Annotated in this window: 21 protein-coding genes and 1 tRNA gene; 12 read left to right on the top strand and 10 right to left on the bottom strand. The window is 71.5% G+C overall.

Annotated features, from left to right (window positions below):
• Positions 1-44 precede the first annotated feature (44 nt).
• Positions 45-494 (top strand): hypothetical protein, encoded by a 450-nt coding sequence (locus D7V97_RS17235; RefSeq protein ID WP_120611733.1) that lies wholly within the window; start codon positions 45-47, stop codon positions 492-494.
• The gene (locus tag D7V97_RS17230; RefSeq protein WP_120611732.1) at positions 491-3,895 is read left to right on the top strand and encodes an ATP-binding protein; all 3,405 of its coding nucleotides are present in this window, start codon (positions 491-493) and stop codon (positions 3,893-3,895) included. Before D7V97_RS17235 ends, D7V97_RS17230 begins: the two co-directional genes overlap by 4 nt.
• Positions 3,896-3,964: 69 nt before the next feature.
• On the opposite strand, the gene D7V97_RS17225 is transcribed toward D7V97_RS17230, so the two are convergent.
• Positions 3,965-4,037, bottom strand: a tRNA-Ala gene (locus D7V97_RS17225).
• A 66-nt stretch (positions 4,038-4,103) separates the two neighbouring features.
• Positions 4,104-4,505, bottom strand: coding sequence for a hypothetical protein (locus D7V97_RS17220; protein ID WP_120611731.1), 402 nt, complete (start codon positions 4,503-4,505; stop codon positions 4,104-4,106).
• A 27-nt stretch (positions 4,506-4,532) separates the two neighbouring features.
• Here D7V97_RS17220 and D7V97_RS17215 point away from each other — a divergent pair, with 27 nt between their 5' ends.
• Positions 4,533-4,712, top strand: coding sequence for a hypothetical protein (locus D7V97_RS17215; RefSeq protein ID WP_233582911.1), 180 nt, complete (start codon positions 4,533-4,535; stop codon positions 4,710-4,712).
• Between the two features lie 119 nt (positions 4,713-4,831).
• On the opposite strand, the gene D7V97_RS17210 is transcribed toward D7V97_RS17215, so the two are convergent.
• Positions 4,832-5,695: a hypothetical protein gene (locus D7V97_RS17210; RefSeq protein ID WP_120611730.1), complete on the bottom strand. Its 864-nt coding sequence runs from the start codon at positions 5,693-5,695 to the stop codon at positions 4,832-4,834.
• A gap of 5 nt (positions 5,696-5,700) precedes the next feature.
• Positions 5,701-7,011 (bottom strand): hypothetical protein, encoded by a 1,311-nt coding sequence (locus D7V97_RS17205; RefSeq protein ID WP_120611729.1) that lies wholly within the window; start codon positions 7,009-7,011, stop codon positions 5,701-5,703.
• Positions 7,012-7,301: 290 nt separating this feature from the next.
• On the opposite strand from D7V97_RS17205, the gene D7V97_RS17200 reads away from it, so the two are divergent.
• The 4 genes from D7V97_RS17200 to D7V97_RS17185 all read left to right on the top strand — a co-directional run bounded on the left by D7V97_RS17200 (position 7,302) and on the right by D7V97_RS17185 (position 12,615).
• Positions 7,302-9,614, top strand: a complete 2,313-nt coding sequence (locus tag D7V97_RS17200) for a glycosyltransferase family 39 protein (RefSeq protein ID WP_120611735.1) — start codon at positions 7,302-7,304, stop codon at positions 9,612-9,614.
• Entirely contained in the window at positions 9,611-10,570 is a 960-nt protein-coding gene (locus D7V97_RS17195) for an ABC transporter ATP-binding protein (RefSeq protein WP_120611728.1), read from the top strand. Before D7V97_RS17200 ends, D7V97_RS17195 begins: the two co-directional genes overlap by 4 nt.
• Before the next feature lie 3 nt (positions 10,571-10,573).
• Positions 10,574-11,374, top strand: coding sequence for an ABC transporter permease subunit (locus D7V97_RS17190; RefSeq protein ID WP_120611727.1), 801 nt, complete (start codon positions 10,574-10,576; stop codon positions 11,372-11,374).
• Between the two features lie 194 nt (positions 11,375-11,568).
• Positions 11,569-12,615 carry an SPFH domain-containing protein gene (locus D7V97_RS17185; protein WP_120611726.1) on the top strand — a complete coding sequence of 349 codons (1,047 nt, stop codon included), beginning with the start codon at positions 11,569-11,571 and terminating at the stop codon, positions 12,613-12,615.
• Positions 12,616-12,691: 76 nt separating this feature from the next.
• On the opposite strand, the gene D7V97_RS17180 is transcribed toward D7V97_RS17185, so the two are convergent.
• Positions 12,692-13,231, bottom strand: a complete 540-nt coding sequence (locus D7V97_RS17180) for an FHA domain-containing protein (RefSeq protein WP_120611725.1) — start codon at positions 13,229-13,231, stop codon at positions 12,692-12,694.
• Positions 13,232-13,298: 67 nt separating this feature from the next.
• Complete coding sequence (locus D7V97_RS17175; protein WP_233582909.1) at positions 13,299-14,966, bottom strand: chromosome segregation protein SMC; 1,668 nt, start codon at positions 14,964-14,966, stop codon at positions 13,299-13,301.
• Between the two features lie 30 nt (positions 14,967-14,996).
• Between D7V97_RS17175 and epmA the strand changes: the two genes are divergently transcribed.
• Genes epmA through D7V97_RS17160 form a run of 3 tightly spaced genes read left to right on the top strand, consistent with a single transcriptional unit; the run spans position 14,997 to position 17,439 of the window.
• Complete coding sequence (gene epmA / locus D7V97_RS17170) at positions 14,997-16,010, top strand: EF-P lysine aminoacylase EpmA (protein ID WP_120611723.1); 1,014 nt, start codon at positions 14,997-14,999, stop codon at positions 16,008-16,010.
• The gene (locus D7V97_RS17165; protein ID WP_233582907.1) at positions 16,010-16,744 is read left to right on the top strand and encodes a 1-acyl-sn-glycerol-3-phosphate acyltransferase; all 735 of its coding nucleotides are present in this window, start codon (positions 16,010-16,012) and stop codon (positions 16,742-16,744) included. The genes epmA and D7V97_RS17165 overlap by 1 nt, the downstream gene beginning before the upstream one ends.
• The gene (locus tag D7V97_RS17160) at positions 16,741-17,439 is read left to right on the top strand and encodes an inorganic pyrophosphatase (RefSeq protein ID WP_120611721.1); all 699 of its coding nucleotides are present in this window, start codon (positions 16,741-16,743) and stop codon (positions 17,437-17,439) included. Before D7V97_RS17165 ends, D7V97_RS17160 begins: the two co-directional genes overlap by 4 nt.
• 67 nt (positions 17,440-17,506) lie before the next feature.
• Here D7V97_RS17160 and D7V97_RS17155 read toward each other — a convergent pair whose 3' ends face one another.
• Entirely contained in the window at positions 17,507-18,205 is a 699-nt protein-coding gene (locus tag D7V97_RS17155) for an MmcQ/YjbR family DNA-binding protein (protein ID WP_120611720.1), read from the bottom strand.
• Positions 18,206-18,404: 199 nt separating this feature from the next.
• Between D7V97_RS17155 and D7V97_RS17150 the strand changes: the two genes are divergently transcribed.
• Together D7V97_RS17150 and D7V97_RS17145 are read left to right on the top strand one after the other, a co-directional pair.
• The gene (locus D7V97_RS17150) at positions 18,405-19,850 is read left to right on the top strand and encodes a nicotinate phosphoribosyltransferase (protein WP_120611719.1); all 1,446 of its coding nucleotides are present in this window, start codon (positions 18,405-18,407) and stop codon (positions 19,848-19,850) included.
• 53 nt (positions 19,851-19,903) lie between these two features.
• On the top strand, positions 19,904-20,875 hold the full coding sequence (locus tag D7V97_RS17145) for a nicotinamidase (RefSeq protein WP_120611718.1): 972 nt from the start codon (positions 19,904-19,906) through the stop codon (positions 20,873-20,875).
• 19 nt (positions 20,876-20,894) lie between these two features.
• On the opposite strand, the gene D7V97_RS17140 is transcribed toward D7V97_RS17145, so the two are convergent.
• From D7V97_RS17140 to D7V97_RS17130, 3 genes are all read right to left on the bottom strand, one after another.
• Entirely contained in the window at positions 20,895-22,007 is a 1,113-nt protein-coding gene (locus D7V97_RS17140; protein WP_120611717.1) for a glycerate kinase, read from the bottom strand.
• A 124-nt stretch (positions 22,008-22,131) separates the two neighbouring features.
• Positions 22,132-22,626 (bottom strand): YkgJ family cysteine cluster protein, encoded by a 495-nt coding sequence (locus tag D7V97_RS17135; protein ID WP_120611716.1) that lies wholly within the window; start codon positions 22,624-22,626, stop codon positions 22,132-22,134.
• Positions 22,627-22,687: 61 nt separating this feature from the next.
• Positions 22,688-23,959: class I SAM-dependent rRNA methyltransferase (locus D7V97_RS17130; RefSeq protein ID WP_233582906.1), on the bottom strand; the 1,272-nt coding region annotated here is incomplete at its 5' end.

The raw sequence follows: 23,959 nt of genomic DNA, 5'->3' as shown, positions 1-23,959 counted from the left end.
GGTGGTCTGGCCCTTGCCCCGGGACTCACTCCCCAGGAGCCCCCTTGCCCGGCAGTGAAGCCCCCCGCGCCCTCTTCCTCATCATCGCGGGCTCCGTGGCTGCGCGCGCCGCCCTGGAGGCCCTGCTCGCGCCCCTGGGACGGGACGTCACCGCCGTGGAGACGCTGGAAGAGGCCCGGGCGTACCTGGGGGGCTCGCCTCCGGACTGTGTGGTGTTGGACGCCGATTCGGGGCACGCGCTCCGTCCGCTGCGGGACACGGCGCCGTCGGTGCCCATCCTGCTCCTCTTGCCGCCGGGGGCGGGCGAGGACGCCGTGCTCGATGGCTATGCCCGGGGTGCCACCGGGTGCGTGGCGCCGCTGAGCCTGAAGCTGGAGATGATGGCGCGAGACAAGATTGTCGAGGCCATGGGCGGCACCATCCACGCTCGGAGCGTCCTGGGCGAGAGCGCCACCTTCATCCTGGAGCTTCCGCTCGGGCGGGTGCCGGCATGACGCAACGAAACCCCAGGTCCTCCGAGGAGGACGCCGCGGTCCAGGACGTGCTCGCCGGTGGCGGCGACATGGGCGCGCTGATGCGTTCGATGGACTGGTCGCAGACGCCGCTGGGCCCCGTGAAGGACTGGCCGCAGTCGCTGCGCACCGCCGTGAGCACCTGCCTCCACTCGCGCTTCCCGATGATGCTGTTCTGGGGGCCGGAGCTGGTGAAGCTCTACAACGACGCGTACCGGCCCATGCTGGGCAGCAAGCACCCCCAGGCGATGGGGCGCTCCGGGCGCGAGGTCTGGGCGGAGATCTGGGACATCCTCGAACCGTTGATCTCCCAGGTGCGCGACGAGGGCCGCGCCACCCTGTCGGAGAACCAGCGGCTCTTCCTGGAGCGCAACGGCTTCCCCGAGGAGTGCTACTTCACCTTCTCGTACAGCCCCGTCCGCGACGAGAGCGGGCGCATTGGAGGCGTGCTCGACACCGCGGTCGAGACCACCAGCCAGGTGCTGGACGCGCGCCGCCTGCGGACGCTCCAGGAGGTGGCCATGCGCACCCCCGCGAGCCTCCGCACCCGCGGCGACACCTGCGCCCGGGCCATGGAGGCCCTGGCCACGAACCCGGCGGACCTGCCCTTCTCGCTCCTCTACCTGCTGGACGCGGACGGCACCACGGCCCGGCTCGAGGCCCGCATGGGCCTGGGGGGTGACTGCCTCGCATCCCCCGAGCGCGTGCTCCTGGCGGACACCGGGGCGGCCTGGCCCCTGGCCCGGGTGGCTCGCACGGGACAGCCCGAGCGCGTGGAGGGATTGCGCGAGCGCTTCGGCGCCCTGCCCCTGCGCGAGGACGTGCCCGCTCCGGACGCCGCGCTCGTCCTGCCGCTGGCCCGGCCCGGAGAGTCGGGTCAGGCGGGGGTGCTCGTCCTCGGCCTGTCGCCCTGGCTCCCGGCGGATGCCTCCTATCGCTCGTTCCTGGAGCTCGTGGCGGGCAGCCTGGGCTCCGCGCTCGCGAGTGCCCGGGCCTACGAAGAGGCCGAGCAGCGCGCCGAAGCGCTGATGGAGGTGGACCGGGCGAAGACGGCCTTCTTCTCCAACGTCAGCCATGAGTTCCGCACGCCGCTGACGCTCATGCTGGGCCCGCTGGAGGACGTGCTCTCGAACCGGGAGGCCCCGCTGACGTCGTGGCAGGAGGAGCGGCTGCGGCTGGTCCAACGCAGCAGCCAGCGGCTGTTCCGGCTCGTCAACAGCCTGCTCGACTACAGCCGGCTGGAGGCGGGCCGGACGCAGTCGACCTTCGAGCCCACCGACCTGGCGGCGCTCACCCGCGAGCTCGTCACCACGTTCGAGCCGCTGGTGGCGAAGGCCGGGATGCGGCTCGTGGTGGACTGCCCGCCCCTGCCCGGGCCCGTCTGGGTGGACCGCGAGCTCTGGGAGAAGGTCGTCCTCAACCTCGTCTCCAACGCCTTCAAGTTCACCTTCGAGGGCGAGCTCGCCGTGCGGCTGCGCTGGCGGGACGACCGCGTGGAGCTGTCCGTCCAGGACACCGGCACCGGCATCCCCGAAGCAGAGCTGTCCCGCATCTTCGAACGCTTCCACCAGGTGGAGGGTGCGCGGGGCCGCGGTCAGGAGGGCAGCGGCATCGGGTTGGCGCTGGTGCACGAGCTGGTGAAGCTGCACGGAGGCCGCGTCACCGTCGCGAGCACCGTGGGCCAGGGCAGCACCTTCACGGTGTCCGTCCCCACCGGCACGGCCCACCTGCCGCCCGGGCAGCTCCGCGACCGCGCGCCGGACGACGCCCGGACCCGGGGCCTGGGCGCCTTCGTCCAGGAGGCAGCCCAGTGGCTTGCCCCTGCCCTGCCGGACCCGCTGACCTCGCCCGCCGTCCGCGTTCCGGACGGGGCCGCCGGTGCCCTGCCCCCTCACGGCCGCGTGCTGCTGGTGGATGACAACGCGGACATGCGCGACTACGTGCGGCAGGCGCTTGAAGGCCACTTCACGGTGGAGGCCGTGGCGGACGGGCTCCGCGCGCTCACCGTCGCGCGCGAGCGTCCCCCGGACGTGGTCCTGTCGGACGTGATGATGCCGGGGCTGGACGGCTTCGGGCTCCTGCGCGAGCTGAAGGCGGACGCGCGCACGGCCCACGTCCCGGTCATCCTCCTGTCGGCCCGCGCGGGCGAGGAGGCGAAGGTGGAGGGGCTGAACGCCGGCGCGGACGACTACCTGGTGAAGCCCTTCGGCGTCCGCGAGCTGGTGGCCCGGCTGGAGGGGACCGTGAACGCCGCCCGGGCCCGCGCCCAGCGAGAGGAGCTGCTGCGGGCGCTCCAGCTGTCGGAGACGCGCTACCGGCTGGCCACCCGGGCCACGAAGGACGCCATCTGGGACTGGAACCTCCTCACCCAGGAGGTGAACTGGAACGAGGGCCTGTCCACGCTCTTCGGCTACGCGGCCGCCGACGTGCGCCCCCACTCCTCCTGGTGGGCCGAGCAGATCCACCCGGACGACCGGGAGCGCATCAGCCACGTCATCCACTCCGTCATCGACACGCCCGGGGGCAGTGACTGGCGCGGCGAGTACCGCTTCCGCCGGAAGGACGGCACCTACGCCGTCGTGGAGGACCGGGGCTGGGTGGTGCGCGATGCCCACGGCACGGCCCTGCGCATGGTGGGCGCCATGCAGGACGTCACGCTGCGCAGGCAGGCCGAGGCCCAGCTGCAACAGCGCGCGGACTTCGAACAGCAGCTCATCGGCATCGTCAGCCACGACCTGCGCAACCCCGTGAGCGCCATCCTCCTGGGCGCCGCCAGCCTGATGCGCCGCGATGAGCTGGACGAGCGCAGCACCAAGGCCGTCAGTCGCATCCAGACGTCCGCGGAGCGGGCCCACCGGATGATCCGCGACCTGCTCGACTTCACCCAGGCCCGCCTGGGCGGAGGCATCCGCATCCAGCGCCGGCCCACGGACCTGCACGCGGTGCTCCAGGGCGTGGTGGAGGAGATTGAAGCGACGCACCCGGACCGGGAGCTCCAGGTGCGCGACGCGGGGCACGGCCACGGCGAGTGGGACGCGGACCGGCTGGGGCAGATGGTCCAGAACCTGGTGACCAACGCGCTCAAGTACAGCCCGCGGGACACACCCGTGCGCATCGAGACCCGGTCGGACGACGACAGCGTGACGCTGGCCATCCACAACGCGGGCACGCCCATTCCGCCCGAGCGGCTGGAGCAGCTCTTCCAGCCCCTCCAGCGCGCCAGCCGCGACGTGGACAACAGCGGCCGGAGCATCGGGCTGGGGCTCTACATCGTGAAGCAGCTGGTGGAGGCCCACGGCGGCACCGTGACGGTGACGTCCACGGTCGACGCGGGCACGACGTTCACCGTGCGCCTGCCCCGCATGCCTCCCACCGCGAGCTAGGAGCAGCGGAGCACCCCGAAAAGCGAAAGGCCCGCGAGATTTCTCTCGCGGGCCTCTCTCACTTCCGTGTGGAGCTTACCGGGATCGAACCGGTGACCTCTTGAATGCCATTCAAGCGCTCTCCCAGCTGAGCTAAAGCCCCTTCTTTTGCTACCTGCTGCCGGCGCCGCTGTTGGGAGCGGCGCCGCCCTTCGAAAGCGGCGCTCTTCTACCGCTTCTTCGTCCCAGACGCCACAACTGTTTGCGGCTTCGCGACACTTTTTCCAACCTTCAACCGTTCCGCGACCTCTTCTCCTTCCCGGAGCAGGTCGGTGAGCTGCGCGGCATGGTCCGCGGACGCCTTCTCGGCCGCCGCGATGGACGCCAGCAGCCTGGCGAAGCCCGCGGGCAGCTCCAGGCGCCCCTGCTGCACGGACTGCCAGACGGCCTCGCCCAGCTCGCGGTGTGCCTGCTCCTTCTTGTCCTTGAGGAAGGCGGCCTTGCCGTTGGCCCGCGCCAACTCCGTGTTGCGCTCGACGGCCTCGCGCAGCCGGGCCAGCTTGGCCTCGGCCGCCTGGAAGGCCTCGTTGATCTGCCGCATCACTTCGGACTGCTTCGGGTCTGCTGCCACGGCTGTCACGCCGCGGAGGAAGCGCGGGTGTACGGGCCGTCTGATACCGGCGCGCTGGAGGCGGGCGTGCGGTGCGAGCTGGCGCGCGGCGACACCGCGCGGGCCCTGCTCCGGTTGGAAGAAGCCCGCCGCGTGGATCCGCGCGATGCCCGGCTGCGCGCGGCCGAGGGCGCGTTGAAGGCGGCGCTCGAAACCCCGGGGCCGTAGGCGCGGGCATGCAGTCCGCGCGACGTGCGCTGTTCTCCTCCCGCGGGGCGCAGGGGTGACGTGTCGGAGGCGCTGCTCCAGGCCCTGGCGGCGAAGCCTTCGCGCGGGTGACACCCGCCTCAGCGCTCGCCGAACGGGCGCACCATGAGCCCGGCGCTCAGCATCGCTTCGTCGCGCCGGGCGAGCCCCGCATCCCCGAGCACGCCGGTGGCCGCGAGGCGCAGGGACACCGGCGCGTCGTTGACCGCGAGCAGCACGTGCTCCACCGCGACGTCGCCCCGCGCCCGGAAGTGGGCGCCGCCGTCGAAGTCGAAGCTCCATCCCGCGAGCCCCGTCGCGCGCAACGCCCACCGCCCGTCCCGCGTCTCCCAGCCCGTGTCGAGCAGCAGCGACGTGAAGGGCGACAGCTCATGCGTGGTGCCGTCCCGCCCGTGGCGCAGGGCGTGGCTCGCGGCGGGCCCCACGGCCAGCCAGCCCCATTCAGTGTTCGTGCGCACGGGGTCCAGCAGCAGGCCCACGCGGCCCGTCTCCAGCGTCCAGCCCGGACCTTCCCAGACGCGCCGCTCCAGGTGGGCCGCGCGGAGGGACAGGGCCACGTCGAAGGGGAAGGGGATGCCCGTGGGGCGCCCGATGGAGACGAGGATGTTGCCTTCGTCGACGTGCCTTCGCAGCAGGCCCTCATAGCCCGTGAAGGTGAGCCCCTTGCGCGCGCCTCCCCAGGCCTCCGTCAGGAACAGGCGGTGCGAATCGAACCACTGCGATTCGGCCTTGCTGCCGCTCGAACGCTCCACCCGCACGAGGATGCCGGTGCGCAGGAGCAGGGCCGGGTCCCCGTCCTGCACGCGCAGCGCGGTGCCCAGCACCCATCCGGTTCCGGGGTCGAAGCAGGTGGGGAAGCTCTCCCCGGAGTCCGTCTGGCCCTGACACGACAGGGCCGGGTCGGGCAGGGTGCTCAGGAGCAATGCCAGCGCGAGCGCAACCATCGCGCCTACCCCTTCCCGTCATGCGAGACCGGGGCGGTGCGCCTCGCTGGAGCCCACAGCGAGAAGCGCAGCCCCGCCTGCGCGGACCACTCCCAGCCGGCGGGCGCGTTCGCCAGGTCGTCGCGCCACGTGCCGCGTCCGTCCAGCGTCAGGCTCACCGGCTGGTCGTTGATGGCCAGGGCGATGACCTCGTAGCCCGCGCGCAGCCGCAGCCGTTCGGGGCGCAGGGGGCGCCCCTCCACGTGCTCCGCGAGCAGGATCTTCTGGGCCTCCGCTCCGAAGAGCACGTGGTGGAAGCCATTCCGGTCCAGCGTGAGGTCCCCCTCCAGCGCCGCGCCGGGGACGAGCGTGAAGAAGCCGTTCGTCCGGTCGCGCTCCACCGTCGGCCCCGCCCGCACGCGCACGTACGAGACGAGGTCCCTCGAATGCCACAGGTCCAGCGTCGCGTGCGTGGAGCCCAGGACCAGGAAGTCCGCCTTCACGTCCTCGCGGCGGACCTGCTCGGCGTGGAGCACCTCCATCCAGAAGCCCAGGTTGGCGAAGACGTCGAGGCGCCGGGGCTTTCCGTAGAAGGTCGTCACCCGGAAGAGCGGCTCGTCGCGCTCGCTGCGGAAGTCGTAGCGCAGCACCGTGGCGTCGAACGACGAGGCGTCCCCCAGGTACAGCTCCGAGTCCAGGAGCGTCATCCGGTGGAGCCGCCCCGTGTCTCCCGGCCACTCCAGGTCCACGCCGAAATCCACCCGGATGCGGTCGTCACGGCCCTGCGTCTCGTGCAGCCAGCGGGGAGCCCAGGCGCCACCCACGCGGATCCGCCGGTGCAGGTCGAAGTTGTACTGCAACACCCGCCCGCGCTCGTCGCGGTACCAGCCGGGCGGGGCCTCCGCGATGGCGGGCACCAGCCGGTAGCCGCGCGCCACCTCCGGGGACAGCATGTCGTAGCACCCGTTCACCCGGTCCAGCCGCTGGCCGGTTTCGTGACCTTCCGGGTCCAGCTCCCTGGCCGGGGTGACCAGACACTCCTGCTTCGACTCGTCGCACCGGGCACGCCACTCCCCCGACGGGACCTCGGGCGTGGGCGGAAGCCTCAGGCACTGCACCTCTCCCTCGGTGGGCTGGCGGGGCGAGTCCGCGCCCGGAACGGCCATCTGGAGGTCCCACGCCCCGGGAGCGGGCTTCGCCAGTGCCTCCGCGAGCGACGCTGCCACCGCTTCCCGTCGCTCCTCCTCCTGTGGGGGCACCTCCGGCACCGCTGCCTCCGGCGTCTCCACCTGCCCGAGCAGCAGGGCACAGCCCAGGGTCACCGCTGATACGAGCATCGCGTCTCCTCGACGGGGGCCCCGCGCTTCCGGCAGCGCGGGTGCACCTTGCGATGGTCCCGCCACTACAAAGCGCGTGCCGGGACGGGCGGACGGGCGTTTCACGGGCCGGCCCCGGCCGACTGTGCAGGCGCCTGCACATCGCCTGCACACCGAAGCCGTGCGACTGGCGCGAGAATGGCGCACTCCCGTCCAGGTCGGTCGACCGGCGGGGGTGGGGGGGATATAAGCCCCCCGGCCCCGTGCCGTGCACGGAGGGCCCGTCCCGGACGACGAAGGAGCACGTGCGCGTGGCAAGCGACGGCGAACAGACCCCGCAGCGGGAACAGACCTTCACCCAGGCCATCCTCGGTGAGGACACCCTGACGACGCGCTGGGCGAAGAAGTGGCTGACCCTCTCCTTCAGCGCGCGCGTGGTCCTTGCGACCGCGGGCTTCGCGGCGCTGCTCTTCGTGCCGTACCTGGGCGCCGTCGGCCTGTGGGACCCCTGGGAGACCCACTACGGCGAAGTGGGCCGGCAGATGATCCAGCGCAGCGACTACGTCTATCCCTTCTGGGAGAACGCGTGGTTCTTCTCCAAGCCGCCCCTCACCATGTGGATGCAGGCGCTGGGGATGAACCTCGTCGGCGCCCTCCGGGGTGACGGCGCCATGGGCCTCTACACGGAGTGGGGCATGCGCATGCCCTTCGCGCTCCTGAGCATCGCCGCCGTGTCGCTCTTGTCCCTCGCGGTGGCGCGGGTGGTGGGCATGCGTGCGGGGCTGGCCACGGGCTTCGTGCTGGCCACCATGCCGCTGTACTTCCTGCTCACGCGGCAGACCGTCACCGACACGCCCTTCGTCACCACCTTCGTGTGCGCGATGGCGTGCGCCCTCATCGGCCAACTGGACGACACGACGAAGCACCGCGCGGGCTGGTGGTACGGCTTCTATGTCTTCGCGGGGCTCGCGACGCTGGCCAAGGGCCTGCTGGGCGTGGGCCTGCCCGCGGTCATCCTGATGCTGTACGCGGCGGCCGCCGTCATCCCGTGGGACCGCGAGAGCCTGGAGGCGCACCTGCGCTGGCTCACCCGCGGCGACTACCGCGCCGAGGTGCGCGCGGGCACCCGGCCCATGCCCGTGCTGTGGGCGCAGATGTACCGGATGAAGCTGGGCACGGGCATCCTCGTGTTCTTCGCGGTGGCGGTGCCCTGGTACCTGACGCTGTGCCTCTTCGACAGCGTGGACGACGAGGGCAAGCTGTTCTGGTACCGCTTCTTCATCCACGACCACCTGAACCGCCTCACCGCGGGCGTGCACACCACCACGCCGGGCGGGTCGTTCACCTACTTCATCGAGCAGGGCGGCTTCGCCATCTTCCCGTGGGTGGCGCTGCTGCCGGGCGCGTTCGCGGTCGTGTCGCGCCTGAAGCTGCGCTCGCGCGACAAGGCGGACCACCTGGCGCTCATCGCCGTCATCTGGGTGGCGTTCGCGTTCTACCTGCTGGCCTCCAGCGCGACGAAGTTCCACCACTACGTGTTCCCGGTGCTGCCGGGCGTGGCCATCCTCCTCGCGCTGTTCGTGGACCGGCTGTGGCGGGACGGCATCTCCGAGCACCCGGTGAGCCTCATCTTCGGCCTCGTGCTGTTCATCCTCGTGGGCAAGGACCTGGCGGAGAACCCCAAGGACTTCACCGACCTGTTCGTCTACAACTACGACCGGCCCTATCCGCAGGAGCTGGTCACGCGGCCCATCGCGTTCTTCTCCTCGCGCCCGCTGTGGATGGGCGACCTGGTGACGCTGGTGCTGCTGGCCTTCGGCGTGTACCTCGCCTTCGAGGCCTTCTCCTCCAAGGACAAGCCCGCGCGCCCGGCCGCGGCACGCACCGTGGCGCTGGGGCTGCTGCTCACCGGCGGCGCCACGCTGGCCGCGGTGGCCACGCAGGGGCAGGTGTCCGCGATGGGCCTGTGGGGCCTGTCGCTGGTGGTGCTGTCGGGCTTCCTCTTCTGGCAGGCGTCGCGGCCGGAGGAGGCGCAGGGGCGCACGGTGCTCCAGGGGGTGGCGGGCCTGCTGGTGCTCGTGGGCGTGGTGCTGGCGGTGCGTGGCTTCAAGGGCCCGGCCGCGTCCGACGCGCTCTTCAAGGTCTTCACCGGCACCATCAACGTGAAGGTGGGCATGGGCTTCGCGTTCGGCGTCGCGGGCATGCTGCTGGTGGTGGCCGCGCTCCAGCGCTCGCGCGTGCTGCTGTTCAGCACGTTCTGGGGGCTGGCCGCGGGCTTCGCGCTCTGGTTCAACTGGGGCCACTGGGTGGACCTGTCCCACCACTGGACGCAGCGCGACCTGTTCTGGCGCTACTACGCCCAGCGCCAGCCGGGGGAGCCCATCGCCGCGTACATGATGAACTGGCGCGGGGAGACGTTCTACTCGCGCAACACGGTGGAGCAGTTCCGCGCCGGTGACGCCAACACGCGCATGCGCCAGTACGCGGCGCGGCCGGGGCGCGAGTGGGCGCTGGTGGAGCACACCCGCGTCTCCCTGCTGCGCAGCGCGGTGGGCACCGACAAGACCGTCACCCTCATCGACCGGGACATCAACAACAAGTTCGTCCTGGTGACCATCGAGTGAGGCGTCCCCTTCCGACGCCGCGCGCGGAGGCCCCCGCCGAGGGTGGCATCCGCGTGCGCGGGCTGGCCAAGCGCTTCGGCGCGCGCACCGCCGTGGAGGACCTCACCTTCGACGTGCGGCCCGGGGAGGTGTTCGGCCTGCTGGGCCCCAACGGCGCCGGCAAGACGACGACGGTGCGCATGCTGACGGGCCTCTTGCGCCCGTCCGATGGCGACGCGCACGTGTGGGGCCACTCCGTCACCCACGACGGCGAGTCCCTGCGCAAGGTGGTGGGCCTGCTCACCGAACAGCCCGGGCTCTACGACCGGCTCACCGCGCGGGAGAACCTGCGCTTCTTCATGAAGCTGCACGAGCTGGACGAGGCCACCGCGTGGCCCCGGGCGCGGCACTACCTGGAGCGCTTCGGGTTGGGCGGCCGCGAGGACGACGCGTGCGGCAGCTTCAGCAAGGGCATGCGCCAGAAGCTGGCCATCGTGCGCACGCTGGTGCACGACCCGCGCGTCATCTTCCTGGATGAGCCGACGAGCGGCCTGGATCCGGAGTCCGCGCGCACCGTGCGCGACGCGGTGGCGGAGCTGGCCTCCGAGGGGCGCACCATCGTCCTGTGCTCGCACAACCTGGCGGAGGTGGAGCGGCTGTGCGAGCGCGTGGCCGTGGTGCGCCGCCGCCTGCTGGCGCTGGGGCCCGTGCGGGAGTTGCGCCGTGCGGGGCAGGCGCTGGACGTGCGCGTGGAGGGGGACGCGGAGGCCTTCCGCCCCGCGCTGGCCCGGCTGCCCTTCGCGCCCAACGTGCTGCTGGAGGGCGGGCGTCTGCGCGTGATGCTGGCGGACGAGGCCCAGGCCCCGGACGTGGTGGCGTGTCTGGTGGGCGCGGGCGCGCGCGTGCACAGCGTGGTGCCGTCACAGCGGCCGCTGGAAGAGGTGTACCTGGACCTGCTCAAGGACGAGGGGGCGTAGGGCATGGCGTTCCGGCCGCGACGGGCGATGGCGGTGTTCTGGAAGGACTCGCTGGACCTGCGCAAGAACGTGGGCCTGCTCTTGTCCATGGCGGTGCTGCCGATGGTGATGGTGACGGTGCCCATTGCCGTGGTGTGGACGTACGTGTCGCAGCCGGACCACTCCGACCTGCGCACCGTGGCGCTCTTCTACGACCCCACGCTGCCGCTGGGCGCGAGCGCGGCGCGCTTCCTCATCGACAAGTCGCTCACCGACTGGTTCGGCATGTTCCTGGTGATGCCCGTCTTCATCCCCATCCTCATCGCGTCCCAGAGCGTGGCGGGGGAGAAGGAGCGCCGCACGCTGGAGCCCCTCCTGGCCTCGCCGGTGTCGGCGGCGGAGCTGGTGGCGGGGAAAAGCCTGGCGGCGCTGGTGCCTGCGGTGCTGATGACGTGGTTCGCGTTCGCGCTGTTCTGCGTGGGCGTGGACATCGTCGCGTGGCCGCTGGTGGGGGCGCCGCTGATGCCCAACGCGCTGTGGGGCTTCGGCGTGTTCGTGCTCGCGCCGCTGTTCGCCTTCTTCGGCAACGGCGTCGCGGTGCTCATCTCCGCCCGGGTGAGCGAGGCGCGCATGGCGCAGCAGCTCTCCGCGCTGGTGGTGCTGCCGCTGGTGGGCCTCGTCGGTGGACAGGTGGCGGGCGTGCTCAAGGCGGGGCTCGCGTACTACGCCATCCAGGGCGCCGTGGTGCTGGTGCTGGACCTGGTGCTGCTGGCGGCCAGCATCCGGCTGCTCGACCGGGAACGTCTGATTAGCCGCTGGGGTTGAACCACGGGCGGTCGTGCACCGGACTCCCGGAGGACGGCCAGACGGGCAGGCGCCCGTGAAGCTGTTATGTTCCGGGCAGGACGCCGGGGGGAAGCGACAGCCGCTTTCGTGCCGGGGACCATGCATTTAGGGGTTGGGGATACGGAGCTTTGAAGACCTGCCGCCCAGGCGGCCACGGAGGCGCTGAAACAGACATGGGGATCTTCGACAGCATCAAGGGCGAGGCGAAGCGGAACTTCATCGCCCGGGCGGACGAGGCGAAGGGCGAGATCGTCTACAAGTATCCGGAGAAGAACGTCCGGATGATGACGCAGCTCACCGTCGACGCCGACGAGGTGGCGCTGTTCGTCAAGGACGGCAAGGTGGAGGGCAAGCTGGGCCCCGGCCGACACTCGCTGGACACCAGCAACATCCCGTTCCTGTCGCGGCTGATGGAGGGCTTCACCGGCGGCAATATGTTCATGGCGGAGATCTTCTTCGTCTCCACCCGCGAGCACACGGGCGTGAAGTTCGGCGGCCCCATCGGTGACGTGCGCGACCCGGAGACGGGCCTGGGCATCGGCACCATGGTGTACGGCGACTTCTCCGTCCGCGTGACGGAGCCGGAGAAGCTGGTGGTGGGCCTGGTGGGCATGGGCCGCTCGAGCAACGAGGAGTTCCTGGGCTGGTTCAAGGGCCAGGTCCTCAAGGTGACGCGCGACCGCACCGCCGAGCTGATGGTGAAGAAGAAGTGGCCGCTGCTGGACGTGACGAGCGGCGCCTACGTGGAGGAGATGGAGACGGAGATCCTCGCCGGCCTCAAGCCGCACGTGGACAGCTACGGCCTCACCATCGTCCGCATGGGCAACTTCCACGTCAGCATCAAGCCCGAGGACGAGGCCACGCTGAAGAAGCTGTCCAAGGACGTCGCGTACTCGCGGCTCGCGGGCGGCTTCCAGCAGTACGCGCAGGGCCAGGCGATGCTCGGCGCGTCCGAGGGCATGGCCAAGGGCGGTGGCGGCTCCGACGGCGCGCTGCAGGGCATGGGGATGGGCATGGGCTTCGGCATGGCCCAGGCTTTCTCCAACCAGCAGCAGCAGCGGCCCGCGCAGCCCACCGAGCAGGTGGTGGCCACGGCGAACCCGGGCGACACGCGCAGCCCCGCGGTGCGGCTCAAGGAGATCAAGGAGCTGAAGGACGCGGGCGTGCTCTCCGACGAGGAGTACGCCGCCAAGCGCGCGGAGCTGATGAAGCTCCTGTAGTCCCGCGCCGCTTCAAGCGACACCTGAAGGCCCTGTCTCCCATCCGTGGAGGCGGGGCCTTCGTCGTTTCAGCGCCTCAGGGCGCGGGCGTGCCGGGCGCCGCGAGGCGCAGGTGTTCGTGCAGCGTCTCCGCGCGCAGGTAGAGGAACTGCACGTCGCCGAAGGCCAGCGTGGCGCCGTCGTGGAGCATCACCTGGGCCTTGAAGCCCAGGGGCGCGCCGTTGATGAAGGTGCCGTTCATGGACTGGGCGTCGCGCACGGAGAAGTCCCCGGAGGCCGCGTTCCAGCGCAGGGTGGCGTGGTGCTGGGACACGGAGGGCTCCGGCACCGCGAGGTCGCACGTGTCGACGCGGCCCACGGTGAACTCCTCGCCGTCCTGGTTCGGCTGGAGGAAGTGGACCTCCAGGTTGTCGAAGTCGCGCAGCATGGTGAGCAGCCGCTCGCCCATGCGCGAGCGGTGCGCCATGCCCACCGTGCGCGCGCCGATGAGGGCGGGCGCCAGGTCGCGGAAGAAGGCCTCCACGGGCTGCTGGATGAGGGCCACGGAACCGGACGCGGCCCGGAAGGACTCCAGCGAGGCCCCCGCGAAGGGGCGGAGCTGATTCACGGACACCATGGCCCGGAACCCTACGTGCAACCGGCGGGGACGGGAAGGGTCGTCCGGGGCGCGCGTCCGGTAGGACTCAGGGCGCGGAGGTGGGGGGCGCTTCGTCCAGCCGGTGCAGGTCCAGCTTCATGGGCACCTGGAGCGTGGTGCTCAGCCGCAAGAGCAGCACGTCCGGCGCGAGGCCGCTCTCGCCAATGGCCTCCGTGAGCTCGCGCGCGGACGGGGCGGTGCCCCGGGCCCACAGCTCCTTCAAGAACGCGCCCGCCTCCGGCGCATGCCACCACGCCGGCCCGAAGCGCGCCTTCAGCTGTCCCTGCAACTGCCCCGCGAGGAACCACGCCCGGAAGCTGTCGGCGGACTGGTAGAAGTCCTCCTGGTCCACGAGGTAGCGCTCCACGTCGTCCTCCGTCATGGGCATGGCGCCGGTGCGCGCCATCAGGGCTCGGTAGAGCTCGCGCGGATCCACCTCCACGCGCCGGTGCAGCTCCAGCTGGTAGAGCAGCCGGCCCGCCGCGTGACGGATGAGGTACAGCTTGTGCGCGCTGGAGGTCGCGAGGAACTGCGCGCGCTTGTCGTTGTCGCCCAGCACCCCCGCGTGCTCCTCCAGCCACACCGGGTCCTCCAGCAGGTCCTCGAAGAGCGCCGAGTACGCCTCGCCCACCGTGGGGTTGCCCAGCCGCGCCAGCTCGAAGCGGGGCTCCTGCGTGAAGGCCGCGTGCAGCACGTGCCCCACCTCGTGCAACACCCGGCCCTGGTGCAGCACGCCCGTGCCGGGCTTGAACGACAGGCGCACGTCGGAGGGCGCGCGCACCGCCATCGCCAGCGGGCGCGGGTTCTTCCGGGGCAGGTCGCGCGCGTCCACCTTCACGTTGGGCAGCGCGGCGAGGTCGATGCCCATCCCCGCCACGGTGGCCTGGGCCTTCGCCAGCGACTCGCCCTTGGGGAACGCGTCCTCCACCTCGCGCGAGCGGAACAGGCGCGGGATGTCCGCGCGCGTGAGCTGCGAGAAGGGCAGCCCCAGCTCGCGCTGGCTGAGCCGCTCCATCACCAGCCGGTACGGCTCCTGCGTGGCCTGGAGGACCTCCTCCGCCAGCTGCGCCAGCTTCTCCAGGTCCGCCTGCCGCAGCTCGCTGCCGAAGGCCTCGTAGGACTCGAAGCCCATCTGCTTCACCAGCTCGCTGGTGCGCTCCTCACGGCGGTACAGCGTCTGGTTGAGGCGCGTGAGCGCGGGCGTCGCCGCCGCGTAGAGCGCCTTGCGCCGGGCCGCGCTCTTCTCGTTGGCGAGCAGCCGCTCCAGGTCGTGGTAGCGCACCTCCCGCCCCTCCACCTTCAGCGTGAGCGACGCCTCCAGGTTGGCGGACGCGTCGTTCAACTCGGCCAGCTCTCGCGCCAGGAACTCACCCGCGAAGTGGCCATGCAGCGCGGTGAGGGCGCGCAGCTCGCGCGGCTCCTTCGTCAGGTGCCGCAGCCGGTCGATGCGCCGCAGGTTCTCCAGGCTGAAGAGCGCTTCCTTGCCCGTGTACGTGGCCGCGATGTCCGCGCCCTTGCCCTCGGTCCAGAACTCCCAGACAAGCCGGTGTTGCTCTTCAAGGAGGAGGGCGGCTTCGGTCGTGAGGGCACCCACCTCCCCGGTCAGTTGTTGCTCCTCACTCAGAGGGGGGACCGGCGCCGCGGGCGGCGCCTTGTGACAGGCGGCCAGCAGACACAGCGCGGCGGCGAGGAGGGCGGGAATCCTTGGGGACATGAGGCGCCCCATGTTACTTCCGACCTGCCGATGCCCAACGTAAACCCATGGCGGGCGGCCCGCGGACGCCAGGGCCTGTACGCCGCCCTGCGCCACTTCTTCGCCCGTCAGGGCTACCTGGAAGTGGAGACGCCGCTGCTCGTGCCCGCTCCCGGCATGGAGCCATACATCACCGCCTTCGAGGCCCCCTTCGTCCCGGAGACGGACCTGGGCCGGGCCCGCACCCTGTACCTGCACACCAGCCCCGAGTACGCGATGAAGCGCCTGCTCGCCGAAGGGGCCGGACCGTTGTTCCAGATCTGCAAGGTGTTCCGCAACGGCGAGGTCTCCCAGACGCACAACCCGGAGTTCACGCTGCTGGAGTTCTACCGGCCGCACGCGGACTACCACGCCATCATGGACGACCTGGAGGGCGCGCTGGTGGCGGCGGGTGAGGCGGCGACGGACGCGGCGGACGGGGCTCCGGGCGCGGATCCGGCGTTCTTCACGCGCACCCCGTATGAGCGGGTGACGGTGCGGGACGCGGTGCTGCGCGCGACGGGCGTGGACCTGCGGCAGCACCCGGACGGCGCGTCGCTCAAGCGGGCGGTGGAGGCCACGGGCGTGCGCACCGGGGACGCGCAGTCCTTCGATGACGTCTTCTTCCACCTGTTCCTGCAGAAGGTGGAGCCGGGGCTCGGGCACGAGCGGCCCACGTTCCTCATCGAGTACCCGGCCTCCATGGCGGCCCTGTCCCGGCTGAAGCCCGGCGACAGCACGGTGGCGGAGCGGGTGGAGCTGTACGCGAAGGGGCTGGAGCTGGCGAACGGCTTCTCCGAATTGACGGACGCGGCGGAGCAGCGCGCGCGGCTGGTGGAAGAGCAGGACCTGCGCCGCCGGCTGGGCCGCGCCGTGTATCCGCTGGATGAGCGCTTCCTCGAAGCGGTGGGGCGCATGCCTCCCGCGGCGGGCATCGCTGTCGGGCTTGATCGCATCCTCATGCTGCTGCTCGGGGTCCAGCGCATCGAGGACGTCCTCCTGTTCCCCGCACATGGGTTCGTCTGATGCGCAAGGTGCTCCAGACGGTGTTCGCCGGCATGGCCACGGTGGGCCTCACGGGCGTGACGTCGGCGACGGTGTCGGTGCTGTCCGGGTTTGATCCGCTGGCGGCGGACAAGGTGCTCCGGTTGTGGGGCCGCTCATCCCTGGCGGCGGCGGGCGTGCAGCATGAGGCGTTCGGCCTGGAGAACGTGCCGGAGGACGGCAACGTCGTCTTCGTGTGCAACCACCAGTCGCACTTCGACGCGATGGTGAACTTCGCGCACCTGCGCAAGCACACGCGCTACGTGGCCAAGGCGGAGCTCTTCAAGATTCCGGTGTTCGGCCGGGCGATGCGCAGGGCGGGCAACATCCCGGTGCAGCGCACGGGCGGCGCGGACGACAAGGCGCGGCTGACGGAGGCCGTGACGGCGGTGCGCGAGCGGGTGAGCGTGCTGTTCTTCGCGGAGGGCACCCGCAGCCCGGACGGGGAGTTGAAGCCGTTCAAGAAGGGCGCCGCGACGCTGGCCATCCAGGCGCAGGTGCCGGTGGTACCGATGGCCTTGTCCGGCACGCGCCTCATCCTCCCCAAGGGTGGCCGCGCGGTCCGATGGGGCCAGCGGGTGGCGTTGGTGGTGGGCAGGCCCGTGCCCACCCAGGGGCTGACGTTGGCGGACCGGGACACCCTCACGCGACGCCTGGAAGAGGCGGTCGCCGGGCTCTATGCCGAGGCGCGACAGCGCTCGGGAGACATTCCATGAAGAAGACGAACCAGACCACGTTCCAAGCCCATCCCTGGCACGGCATCTCGCCCGGGGAGGAGGCTCCCGAAATCGTCAACGCGTACATCGAGATCGTCCCCACGGACGCGGTGAAGTACGAGTTGGACAAGGAGTCCGGCATCCTCAAGCTGGACCGGCCCCAGCGCTTCAGCAGCCAGTGCCCCACGCTCTACGGGTTCATCCCGAAGACGTACTGCGGCGAGCAGGTGGCGAAGCGCTGCGCGGAGCGCACGGGCCTCAAGGACATCCACGGCGACCGGGACCCCATCGACATCTGCGTGCTGACGGAGAAGGTGGTCTCCAACGGCAACCTGCTGGTGCACGCGGTGCCCATCGGCGGCTTCCGGATGGTCGACGGCAACGAGGCCGACGACAAGATCATCGCGGTGCTGGAGTCGGACCTGGTCTACGGCGAGCTCCAGTACATCGCGCAGCTGCCGCGCCCGCTGCTGGACCGCCTCAAGCACTACTTCCTCACCTACAAGCAGATCCCCGGCGAGGGAAAGCGCAGCGTGGAGATCGCGGAGGTCTATGACCGGCCGGAGGCGCTGGAGGTCATCCGGCGCAGCATGCGCGACTACGACAAGCTCTTCACGGAGCCTGTGGCGAAGCCCGCCCGGAAGGCCGCACCCGCGGCCCGTCGCAAGGGCGCGTCGGCCCGGAGCGCGAAGTAGTCACGGGGTTGGCGGCGGAAGGGGCGTGGCCGGTGGCCCCCCTTCCGCGCGGGCCCTTCGCGAAGGGCTACGAGCGGCGGGCGCGCTTGAGCTGATCGTTGGGGTTGCGCTTGCCGCGCGCGGGGGCCGGAGCCTTGCGGGCCGGGGCCTTCTTCGCGGCCTGGGCCTTCTTCACGACCTTCTTGGCGGCGGTCTTCACGCGGGCCACGGCCTTCTTGGCGGCGGTCTTCACGCGGGCCACGGCCTTCTTCGCGGCCTTCTTCACCGCCGGAGCGCTGCGCGTGGCGCTCGCGCCGCGGCTGGCGGCGGACTTCAGGGCGGGCTTCGAAGCGGGCTTCGCGGCCGGCTTGGACGCGGCCCTGGACGCGGGGCGGGAGGCGGGACCGGGCACGGCGGTGCCGCGCTCGGGGAGCAGGGCCACGAGCTTCTTGGGCGCGATGGCGCGGTAGCTCTCGTCGATCCACGCCTTGATGACGGGCACGGGCACCTGCGAGGCCGAGTCGAAGTGGGCGGACACCCAACCGCTCTTCCCCAGGCCGTACTCGGTGGGCTCGGTGAAGGGCAGGGTGAGGGCGGCGTCCTTGGAGTCGGGCAGCTTGGCGGAGAGGTTCAGCTTCTCGCCGTCCACGGTCATGAAGAGGAAGGTCTTGTCATTGACCTTCAGCGCGCGGTGTCCCCAGGGAAAGTCCTCGTGGGCTTCGGGGTAGCTCATCGCATGTTCGCGCAGTATCGCTTCGACCTTCTGCGTCTCGTTCTCTGCGGGCATGTGCACCTTGGCTTCGTTGTGGGTCCGGACAGCTTAACCGGACCTGTCGCGTCGGGCGTATTCCCAGATGTCTCGGTCCGTGGGGAGGCGGGTGGCGGGCACCCCTTGCCTCTCACGCCCTCATCCTTCCGGATGCGTCGCATTAGGTAACGGGCTCACGCCACGCATAGTCTTTGGGTCAACAAGGAGCCTCACCGCAATGCCTCAGTCGCTGCTCGCCACGGATGGCTACAAGTTCAGCATGGCGGAGGCCGGCTGGCCCCTGCGGAAGGAGACGTTCTACTACTCGCACCGCAAGGGCGGACCGCAGGTCATGCCGCTGGACCTGGACGCCTACGTCCGCAAGCTGCTGCCCGTGCCCCGGCCGGAGGACTATGCCTTCCTCGCCCGGCACGACTACGAGATGGGCGTGGGGTTCAAGGCGGCCATCCAGCGCACGGACCGCCTCACGGTGCGCGCCGTTCCCCGCGGCGCGCTGTTCTTCCCGCGCGAGCCCATTCTCACGCTGACGGGCCCCTCCGCGCTGGTGTCCTGGCTGGAGCCGTTGCTGTTGCAGCTCAACTACCGCATCCAGGTGGCCACCCTGGCCCTCCAGGACCGCGAGGCGCTCGCGCGCGCGCTGGCCACGGTGACGTGCGAGGAGGAGAAGCGCATCGCGCTGGAGACGCTGGACCAGGTGGGCGTGAAGGCCATGCCCATCCGGGTGGATGCGGAGGGCTACCACCAGCGCGTGCGGGCGCAGGTGAAGGAGCTGGTGGACATCGTCGAGGATCCCGCGCGCATCTTCGAGGTGGGCCTGCGCGCGGCCACCTGCCTGGAGCAGCACGAGCTGGCCCTCAAGGCCTGTCAGGAAGCGGGCGTGCAGCGCACGAGCAACGTGGAGGGCGCGCGCGTGCTGGGCATGACTCCCGTGGGCACGATGGGCCACGAGCACGTGCAGCGCTACGGCTCCGACGACGCGGCCTTCCGCGCGATGCACGAGCGCAGGCCGCAGCGCTCCAGCTACCTGCTGGACACCTTCGACACGCTGACGTCGGGCATCCCTGCCGCGTACAAGCTCATCTCGGAGGAGCCGCAGGGCGGGGACTCCATCCGGTTCGACTCCGGGAACAAGAAGCTCCAGTACCTCTACGCGGTGACGCGCGCGCGGGACATGGGCATCCACCCGGTGCTCATCCTGGAGGACGGCCTGGACGCGCAGATGACGCGCGAGTTCGAGGAGCTGCGCCGGCAGGTGGGCTGGGAGCCGACGGAGCAGTTCTACGGCTACGGCGGCCACATCGTCGCGCGCACCATGACGAACCCGCTGACGCGCGACCGGGTGGCGGCCATCTACAAGCTGTCGTGCACGGGCGCGACGGCGGTGATGAAGTTCGGCAACGAGCTGGCGGAAGGCAAGCAGAGCATCCCCGGCACGCCGGTGATCTTCCGCCGTCGCACGGGCTCCGGGCCGCTGGGGCTCGTGGGGCAGGCGGGGGAGCCGACGCCGCAGGGCTACCTGCCGCTGATGGAGGCCCCACCCGACTCGCCGTCGCTGATGGGCACCGAAGGGCTCACGCCCGAGCAGCAGCGCATCGGCTACACTGCGGCCACGCAGGCGCTGGTGGAATCGCTCACGCGGCGCCACTTCCCGCAGGGCCGCTGACGCTCCGGTTGCTTCCGGGGGCAGGCGGCTCCAGGCGGTCTGGAGAGGACGTCATGTCGCTGCCCCCACCCCGGTTCCACGACGACGCGCGCGCAAGCCAGCTCTACCTGGAGCGCGTGGCCGAGGTCTCCGAGGAGGCCCGCCGCTACGCCGCCGAGCACCGCGTGCGGCCGGCCCGCGAGGACCGCGTGCGCATCGCGGCGTTCGGCATCGACGCGCAGGTGGCCTTCTGCACGCCCGGCGCCAGCCTCTTCGTCCCCGGCGCCGTGGAGGACACGCAGCGCACGCTGCGCTGGCTGTACGCGCACCTGGACCGGCTCACGGGGCTCGTCTTCTCGTTGGACACGCACCGGGCCTTTCAAATCTTCCACCCGGCGTGGTGGAAGGACGCGGAGGGGCGTCCGCCCGCGCCCATGACGGTCATCACCGCGAAGGACGTGCGGGACGGCCGCTGGCGCCCCACGCGCCACCCGGAGGAGAGCCTGGCGTACTGCGAGGGGCTGGAGGCGAGCGGCCGGTACGTGCTCACCATCTGGCCGTACCACGCGCTCCTGGGCGGGCAGAGCCACGCGCTGGTGCCGGCGCTGTACGAGGCCAGCCTCTTCCACGCGCTCGTGCGCGACACGCCCACCCACTTCGAATTGAAGGGGGAGCATCCGCTGACGGAGAACTACTCCGTGATGGCGCCGGAGGTGACGCAGGTGAAGGGCCAGCGCGTGGGCGAGTTCAACACGCGGCTCATGGAGCACCTGCTGTCGTTCGACCGCGTGTATGTCTTCGGGCAGGCCAGCTCCCACTGCGTGCTGTCCACGCTGCGGGACCTGCAGCAGCACCTGGAGCGCACGGATCCGTCGAAGCTCCAGCGCATCCACATCCTGGAGGACGCGATGAGCCCCGTGCCCGCGCCGCCGCTGGAGCCGCTGCCCGCGGGCCTGGACTTCCCCCGCGTGGCGAAGGCCGCGCTGGAGGGCTTCCGCGCCGCCGGGATGCGCGTGGTGCGCACCACGGACGCGCTGGAGGCTTGAGCCCCGCTCGAAAAGCCCCCTACTTGCCCAGCCGCGCCATCGCCCAGCGCGCCGTCGCGTCGCGCAGGGTCTCGTGGGCGCTGGCGCCGGGGCGGGCCTGGGCGCTCAGCTCCACCACGTCGCGGAAGAGGGACAGGTCCAGCACGGCGTCCGCGTGCACGCTGCCCGCGAAGAGCACCACCTGGGTGCCGTGCTCGCGCGCGAGCCGTGCGAGCGCGACGGGGCCCTTGCCCAGCCACGTCTGCCGATCAAAGCGCCCCTCGCCGGTGAGCACCAGGTCCGCGAGCAGCACGCGCCGCTCCAGCCCCAGCGCGCGTGACACCAGGACGTAGCCGGACGTCAGCTTCCCGCCCGCGAGCGCCGCCAGCCCGTAGCCCATGCCGCCCGCCGCGCCCGCGCCTGGAATCGTCGCGGCCTCTTCCCCCGCGACGCGCGCGAACGTGGTGAGCGCCGCCTCCAGCTCCTCCACCGCCTCCGGCCCCGCGCCCTTCTGCGGGGCGAACAGGCGCGCGGCGCCGTCCTCGCCCAGCAGCGGCGTGATGACGTCCGTGGCCACCCGCAGCTCCACCTGCTCCAACCGGGGATGCCGCGCGTCCGCCTCCACGCGCGCGAGCCTCGCCAGGGCCGCGCCGCCCGGAGGCAGCGGCGCGCCGGCCGCGTCCAGGAAGCGGAAGCCCAGCGCCTCCAGCGCGCCCTTGCCGCCGTCCGTGGTGGCGCTGCCCCCCAGGCCGACGATGAGCCGCTCACAGCCCTCGTCCAGGGCCGCGCGCATCAGCTCGCCGGTGCCGTACGTGCACGCGGCGCAGGCATCCCGTGCGTCCGGCGGCACGAGGGACAGCCCCGACGCGGCGGCCATCTCCACCACCGCGGTGCGCCCGTCGTCCAGGCGCGCCCAGGCGGCCTTCACCGGGGCGCCCAGCGGACCGCGCACGGTGTTCCACCGCCGCTCGCCGCGTCCGGCCGCGAGCAGCGCGTCCACCGTGCCCGGGCCTCCGTCCGCGAGCGGCGCCACGTCCAGCACCACGTGGGGCGACGCCTGCCTCAGGCCCTCCGCCATGGCGGCGGCGGCCTCGGCGGCGCTCAGGGTGCCCTTGAACTCCTGGGGCGCGATGAGCAGTCGCGGACGGATCACGTGCAGGGGGCCGCCCGTTCGGAGCGCATGGAACGCGGCGCCCTGACGCGATGGGGGACGGACGTCTTCAAGGGCAGGGCGGGACCGCGGCGGGCGGGTCGCCACCGCGTCGGCAGCATGGACTTCACGGTTCCTCCCGGGCCGGGGTGGTCTGGACCCCGGCATACCATTCCAGGAGGGGCCGTGGCCCCTGGAGTGACGGCATCACCCGCTGTGAAATGCGCTCCAACCGGAGGAGCAGGCGCGTCACTTCCTCGGACGGTTGGCGGGCCGGGCCGCGGATCCGCTCGCAGAAGAAGGTGCGGCAGCCGAACGGCCGATCCGCGTACACCGTGCAGCGCTTGCCCGCCGCATCCAGGAAGGGGCAGCCCCCGTCCGCGCGCGGCGGCGGCAGCGTCCGGCCTCGGGCGAGCACGTCCCACTCATTGCGCCACAGCCAGGGCTGCCGCTTCGTGGTGGCCAGCTGACAGCACTCGCCGCTCGACGGGCAGGAGTAGGGGGCGTAGGCCGCGTCCGCCTGCCGGTAGACGGTGCGCGTCTCCTGCAGGGCACGCTCCAGCTCCCGCGTACCGCCCGCGGGGGCTTCGTCGTCTGCGTCGTCCCAGTCCGCCCGCCCCATGACCTGAACCGTTCCCGCACGTCGGGGTCCGCAAGCCGGACCCCTTGGGTCGTACCCTAGCTCACAGCATGCGCAGGACGAAACATTTGAGGTAGCGCGTCTCGCGCAGGTTGAGGAGCACGGGGTGGTCCCGGCCGGCCCCCCGCCGCTCGATGATCTGCACCCGGCGGCGCGCGTCCGACGCGGCCGAGGCGAGCATGTCCTCGAAGGCCTGCTCGTCCACGTGGTACGTGCAGCTCGCCGTGATGAGGATGCCGCCCGGGCGCAGCAGCTGGAAGGCGCGCAGGTTGAGCTCGTTGTAGCCGCGCACCGCCGCGGGGATGGCGTCCTTGTTCTTCGCGAACGAGGGCGGATCCAACACGATGGTGTCGTAGCGCTTCCCCTCGTCCACCGCGTCGCGCATGAAGTCGAACGCGTTGGCCGTCACCACGTCCAGGTTGGAGAGCTTGTTGGCCTGGGCGTTCTCCTTCAGCTGCGCGGAGGCCGCGTCCGAGATCTCCACCGCGGTGACGTGCTTGGCGCGCGTGGCCAACTGGAGCGCGAACCCGCCCACGTAGCTGAAGCAGTCGAGCGCGTCGCCGAAGGCGTAGTGCGCCGCCATCACGTGGTTCTCGCGCTGGTCCAGGAAGGCGCCCGTCTTCTGGCCTTCCAGCAGGTCCGCGCGCATGCGCACGAGCCCCTCGTCGAAGGACACCGGGCCCGGGGGCAGCTCGCCGCGCAGCAGCCCCTTCTCCGGCAGGAGGCCCTCCAGGTGGCGCACGCTCACGTCGGAGCGGTTGATGATGCCCTTCGGGTGGAACTGCTCCTCCAGCAGGTCCGCGATGAGCGCCTTGCGCTGCTCCATGGCGGGGACGAGGAACTGCACGCTGAGGTAGTCGCCGTAGCGGTCCACCACGAGGCCGGGCAGGCCATCCGCCTCGCCGTGCACCAGCCGGTACGTCGTCTCGGCGGGGAGCGCCAGCTTGCGCAGGGCCTCCGCGGACTGGAGGCGCTTGCGGAAGAACTCCGCGTCCACGGCGACGTCGTCGTTGGTGAGCCAGCGCAGGGAGATCTTGGACACCTTCGAGTAGAAGGCCTTGCCCATGAACCAGCCGCGGCCGTCCACGACGCGCACCACCTCACCGCCCTGGAGGCCGGGGTCGCCGTTCAGGTCCGCGCGGTAGATCCACGGCGGGCCCGCCTGCCACCGGTCCGAGCCGCGGCGCAGCAGCATCACCTGCGGCGTGCCGTCCGGGCCCAGCTCCGGCGTCGTGCGGTCCGGGCGGTGCTTCTCCGGACGCGAGCCGGGCCTCCCGCGACCGGGGGGAAGGTCGCTGGGGCTGGAGGGCCTGGG

Source organism: Corallococcus sp. CA053C, assembly GCF_003611675.1.
Classification (GTDB): Bacteria; Myxococcota; Myxococcia; order Myxococcales; family Myxococcaceae; genus Corallococcus.
The sequence above is the reverse complement of the archived record's forward strand: the minus strand, read 5'-3'. Positions and strand labels throughout refer to the sequence as shown.

Excerpts from the sequence above, each read along its gene's own strand:
- D7V97_RS17230 (WP_120611732.1), top strand. The coding sequence starts at position 491 with ATGACGCAACGAAACCCCAGGTCCTCCGAGGAGGACGCCGCGGTCCAG.
- D7V97_RS17210 (WP_120611730.1), bottom strand. The coding sequence starts at position 5,695 with ATGGTTGCGCTCGCGCTGGCATTGCTCCTGAGCACCCTGCCCGACCCG.
- D7V97_RS17205 (WP_120611729.1), bottom strand. The coding sequence starts at position 7,011 with ATGCTCGTATCAGCGGTGACCCTGGGCTGTGCCCTGCTGCTCGGGCAG.
- D7V97_RS17190 (WP_120611727.1), top strand. The coding sequence starts at position 10,574 with ATGGCGTTCCGGCCGCGACGGGCGATGGCGGTGTTCTGGAAGGACTCG.
- D7V97_RS17185 (WP_120611726.1), top strand. The coding sequence starts at position 11,569 with ATGGGGATCTTCGACAGCATCAAGGGCGAGGCGAAGCGGAACTTCATC.
- D7V97_RS17180 (WP_120611725.1), bottom strand. The coding sequence starts at position 13,231 with ATGGTGTCCGTGAATCAGCTCCGCCCCTTCGCGGGGGCCTCGCTGGAG.
- D7V97_RS17175 (WP_233582909.1), bottom strand. The coding sequence starts at position 14,966 with ATGTCCCCAAGGATTCCCGCCCTCCTCGCCGCCGCGCTGTGTCTGCTG.
- epmA (WP_120611723.1), top strand. The coding sequence starts at position 14,997 with ATGCCCAACGTAAACCCATGGCGGGCGGCCCGCGGACGCCAGGGCCTG.
- D7V97_RS17165 (WP_233582907.1), top strand. The coding sequence starts at position 16,010 with ATGCGCAAGGTGCTCCAGACGGTGTTCGCCGGCATGGCCACGGTGGGC.
- D7V97_RS17160 (WP_120611721.1), top strand. The coding sequence starts at position 16,741 with ATGAAGAAGACGAACCAGACCACGTTCCAAGCCCATCCCTGGCACGGC.
- D7V97_RS17155 (WP_120611720.1), bottom strand. The coding sequence starts at position 18,205 with ATGCCCGCAGAGAACGAGACGCAGAAGGTCGAAGCGATACTGCGCGAA.
- D7V97_RS17150 (WP_120611719.1), top strand. The coding sequence starts at position 18,405 with ATGCCTCAGTCGCTGCTCGCCACGGATGGCTACAAGTTCAGCATGGCG.
- D7V97_RS17145 (WP_120611718.1), top strand. The coding sequence starts at position 19,904 with ATGTCGCTGCCCCCACCCCGGTTCCACGACGACGCGCGCGCAAGCCAG.
- D7V97_RS17135 (WP_120611716.1), bottom strand. The coding sequence starts at position 22,626 with ATGGGGCGGGCGGACTGGGACGACGCAGACGACGAAGCCCCCGCGGGC.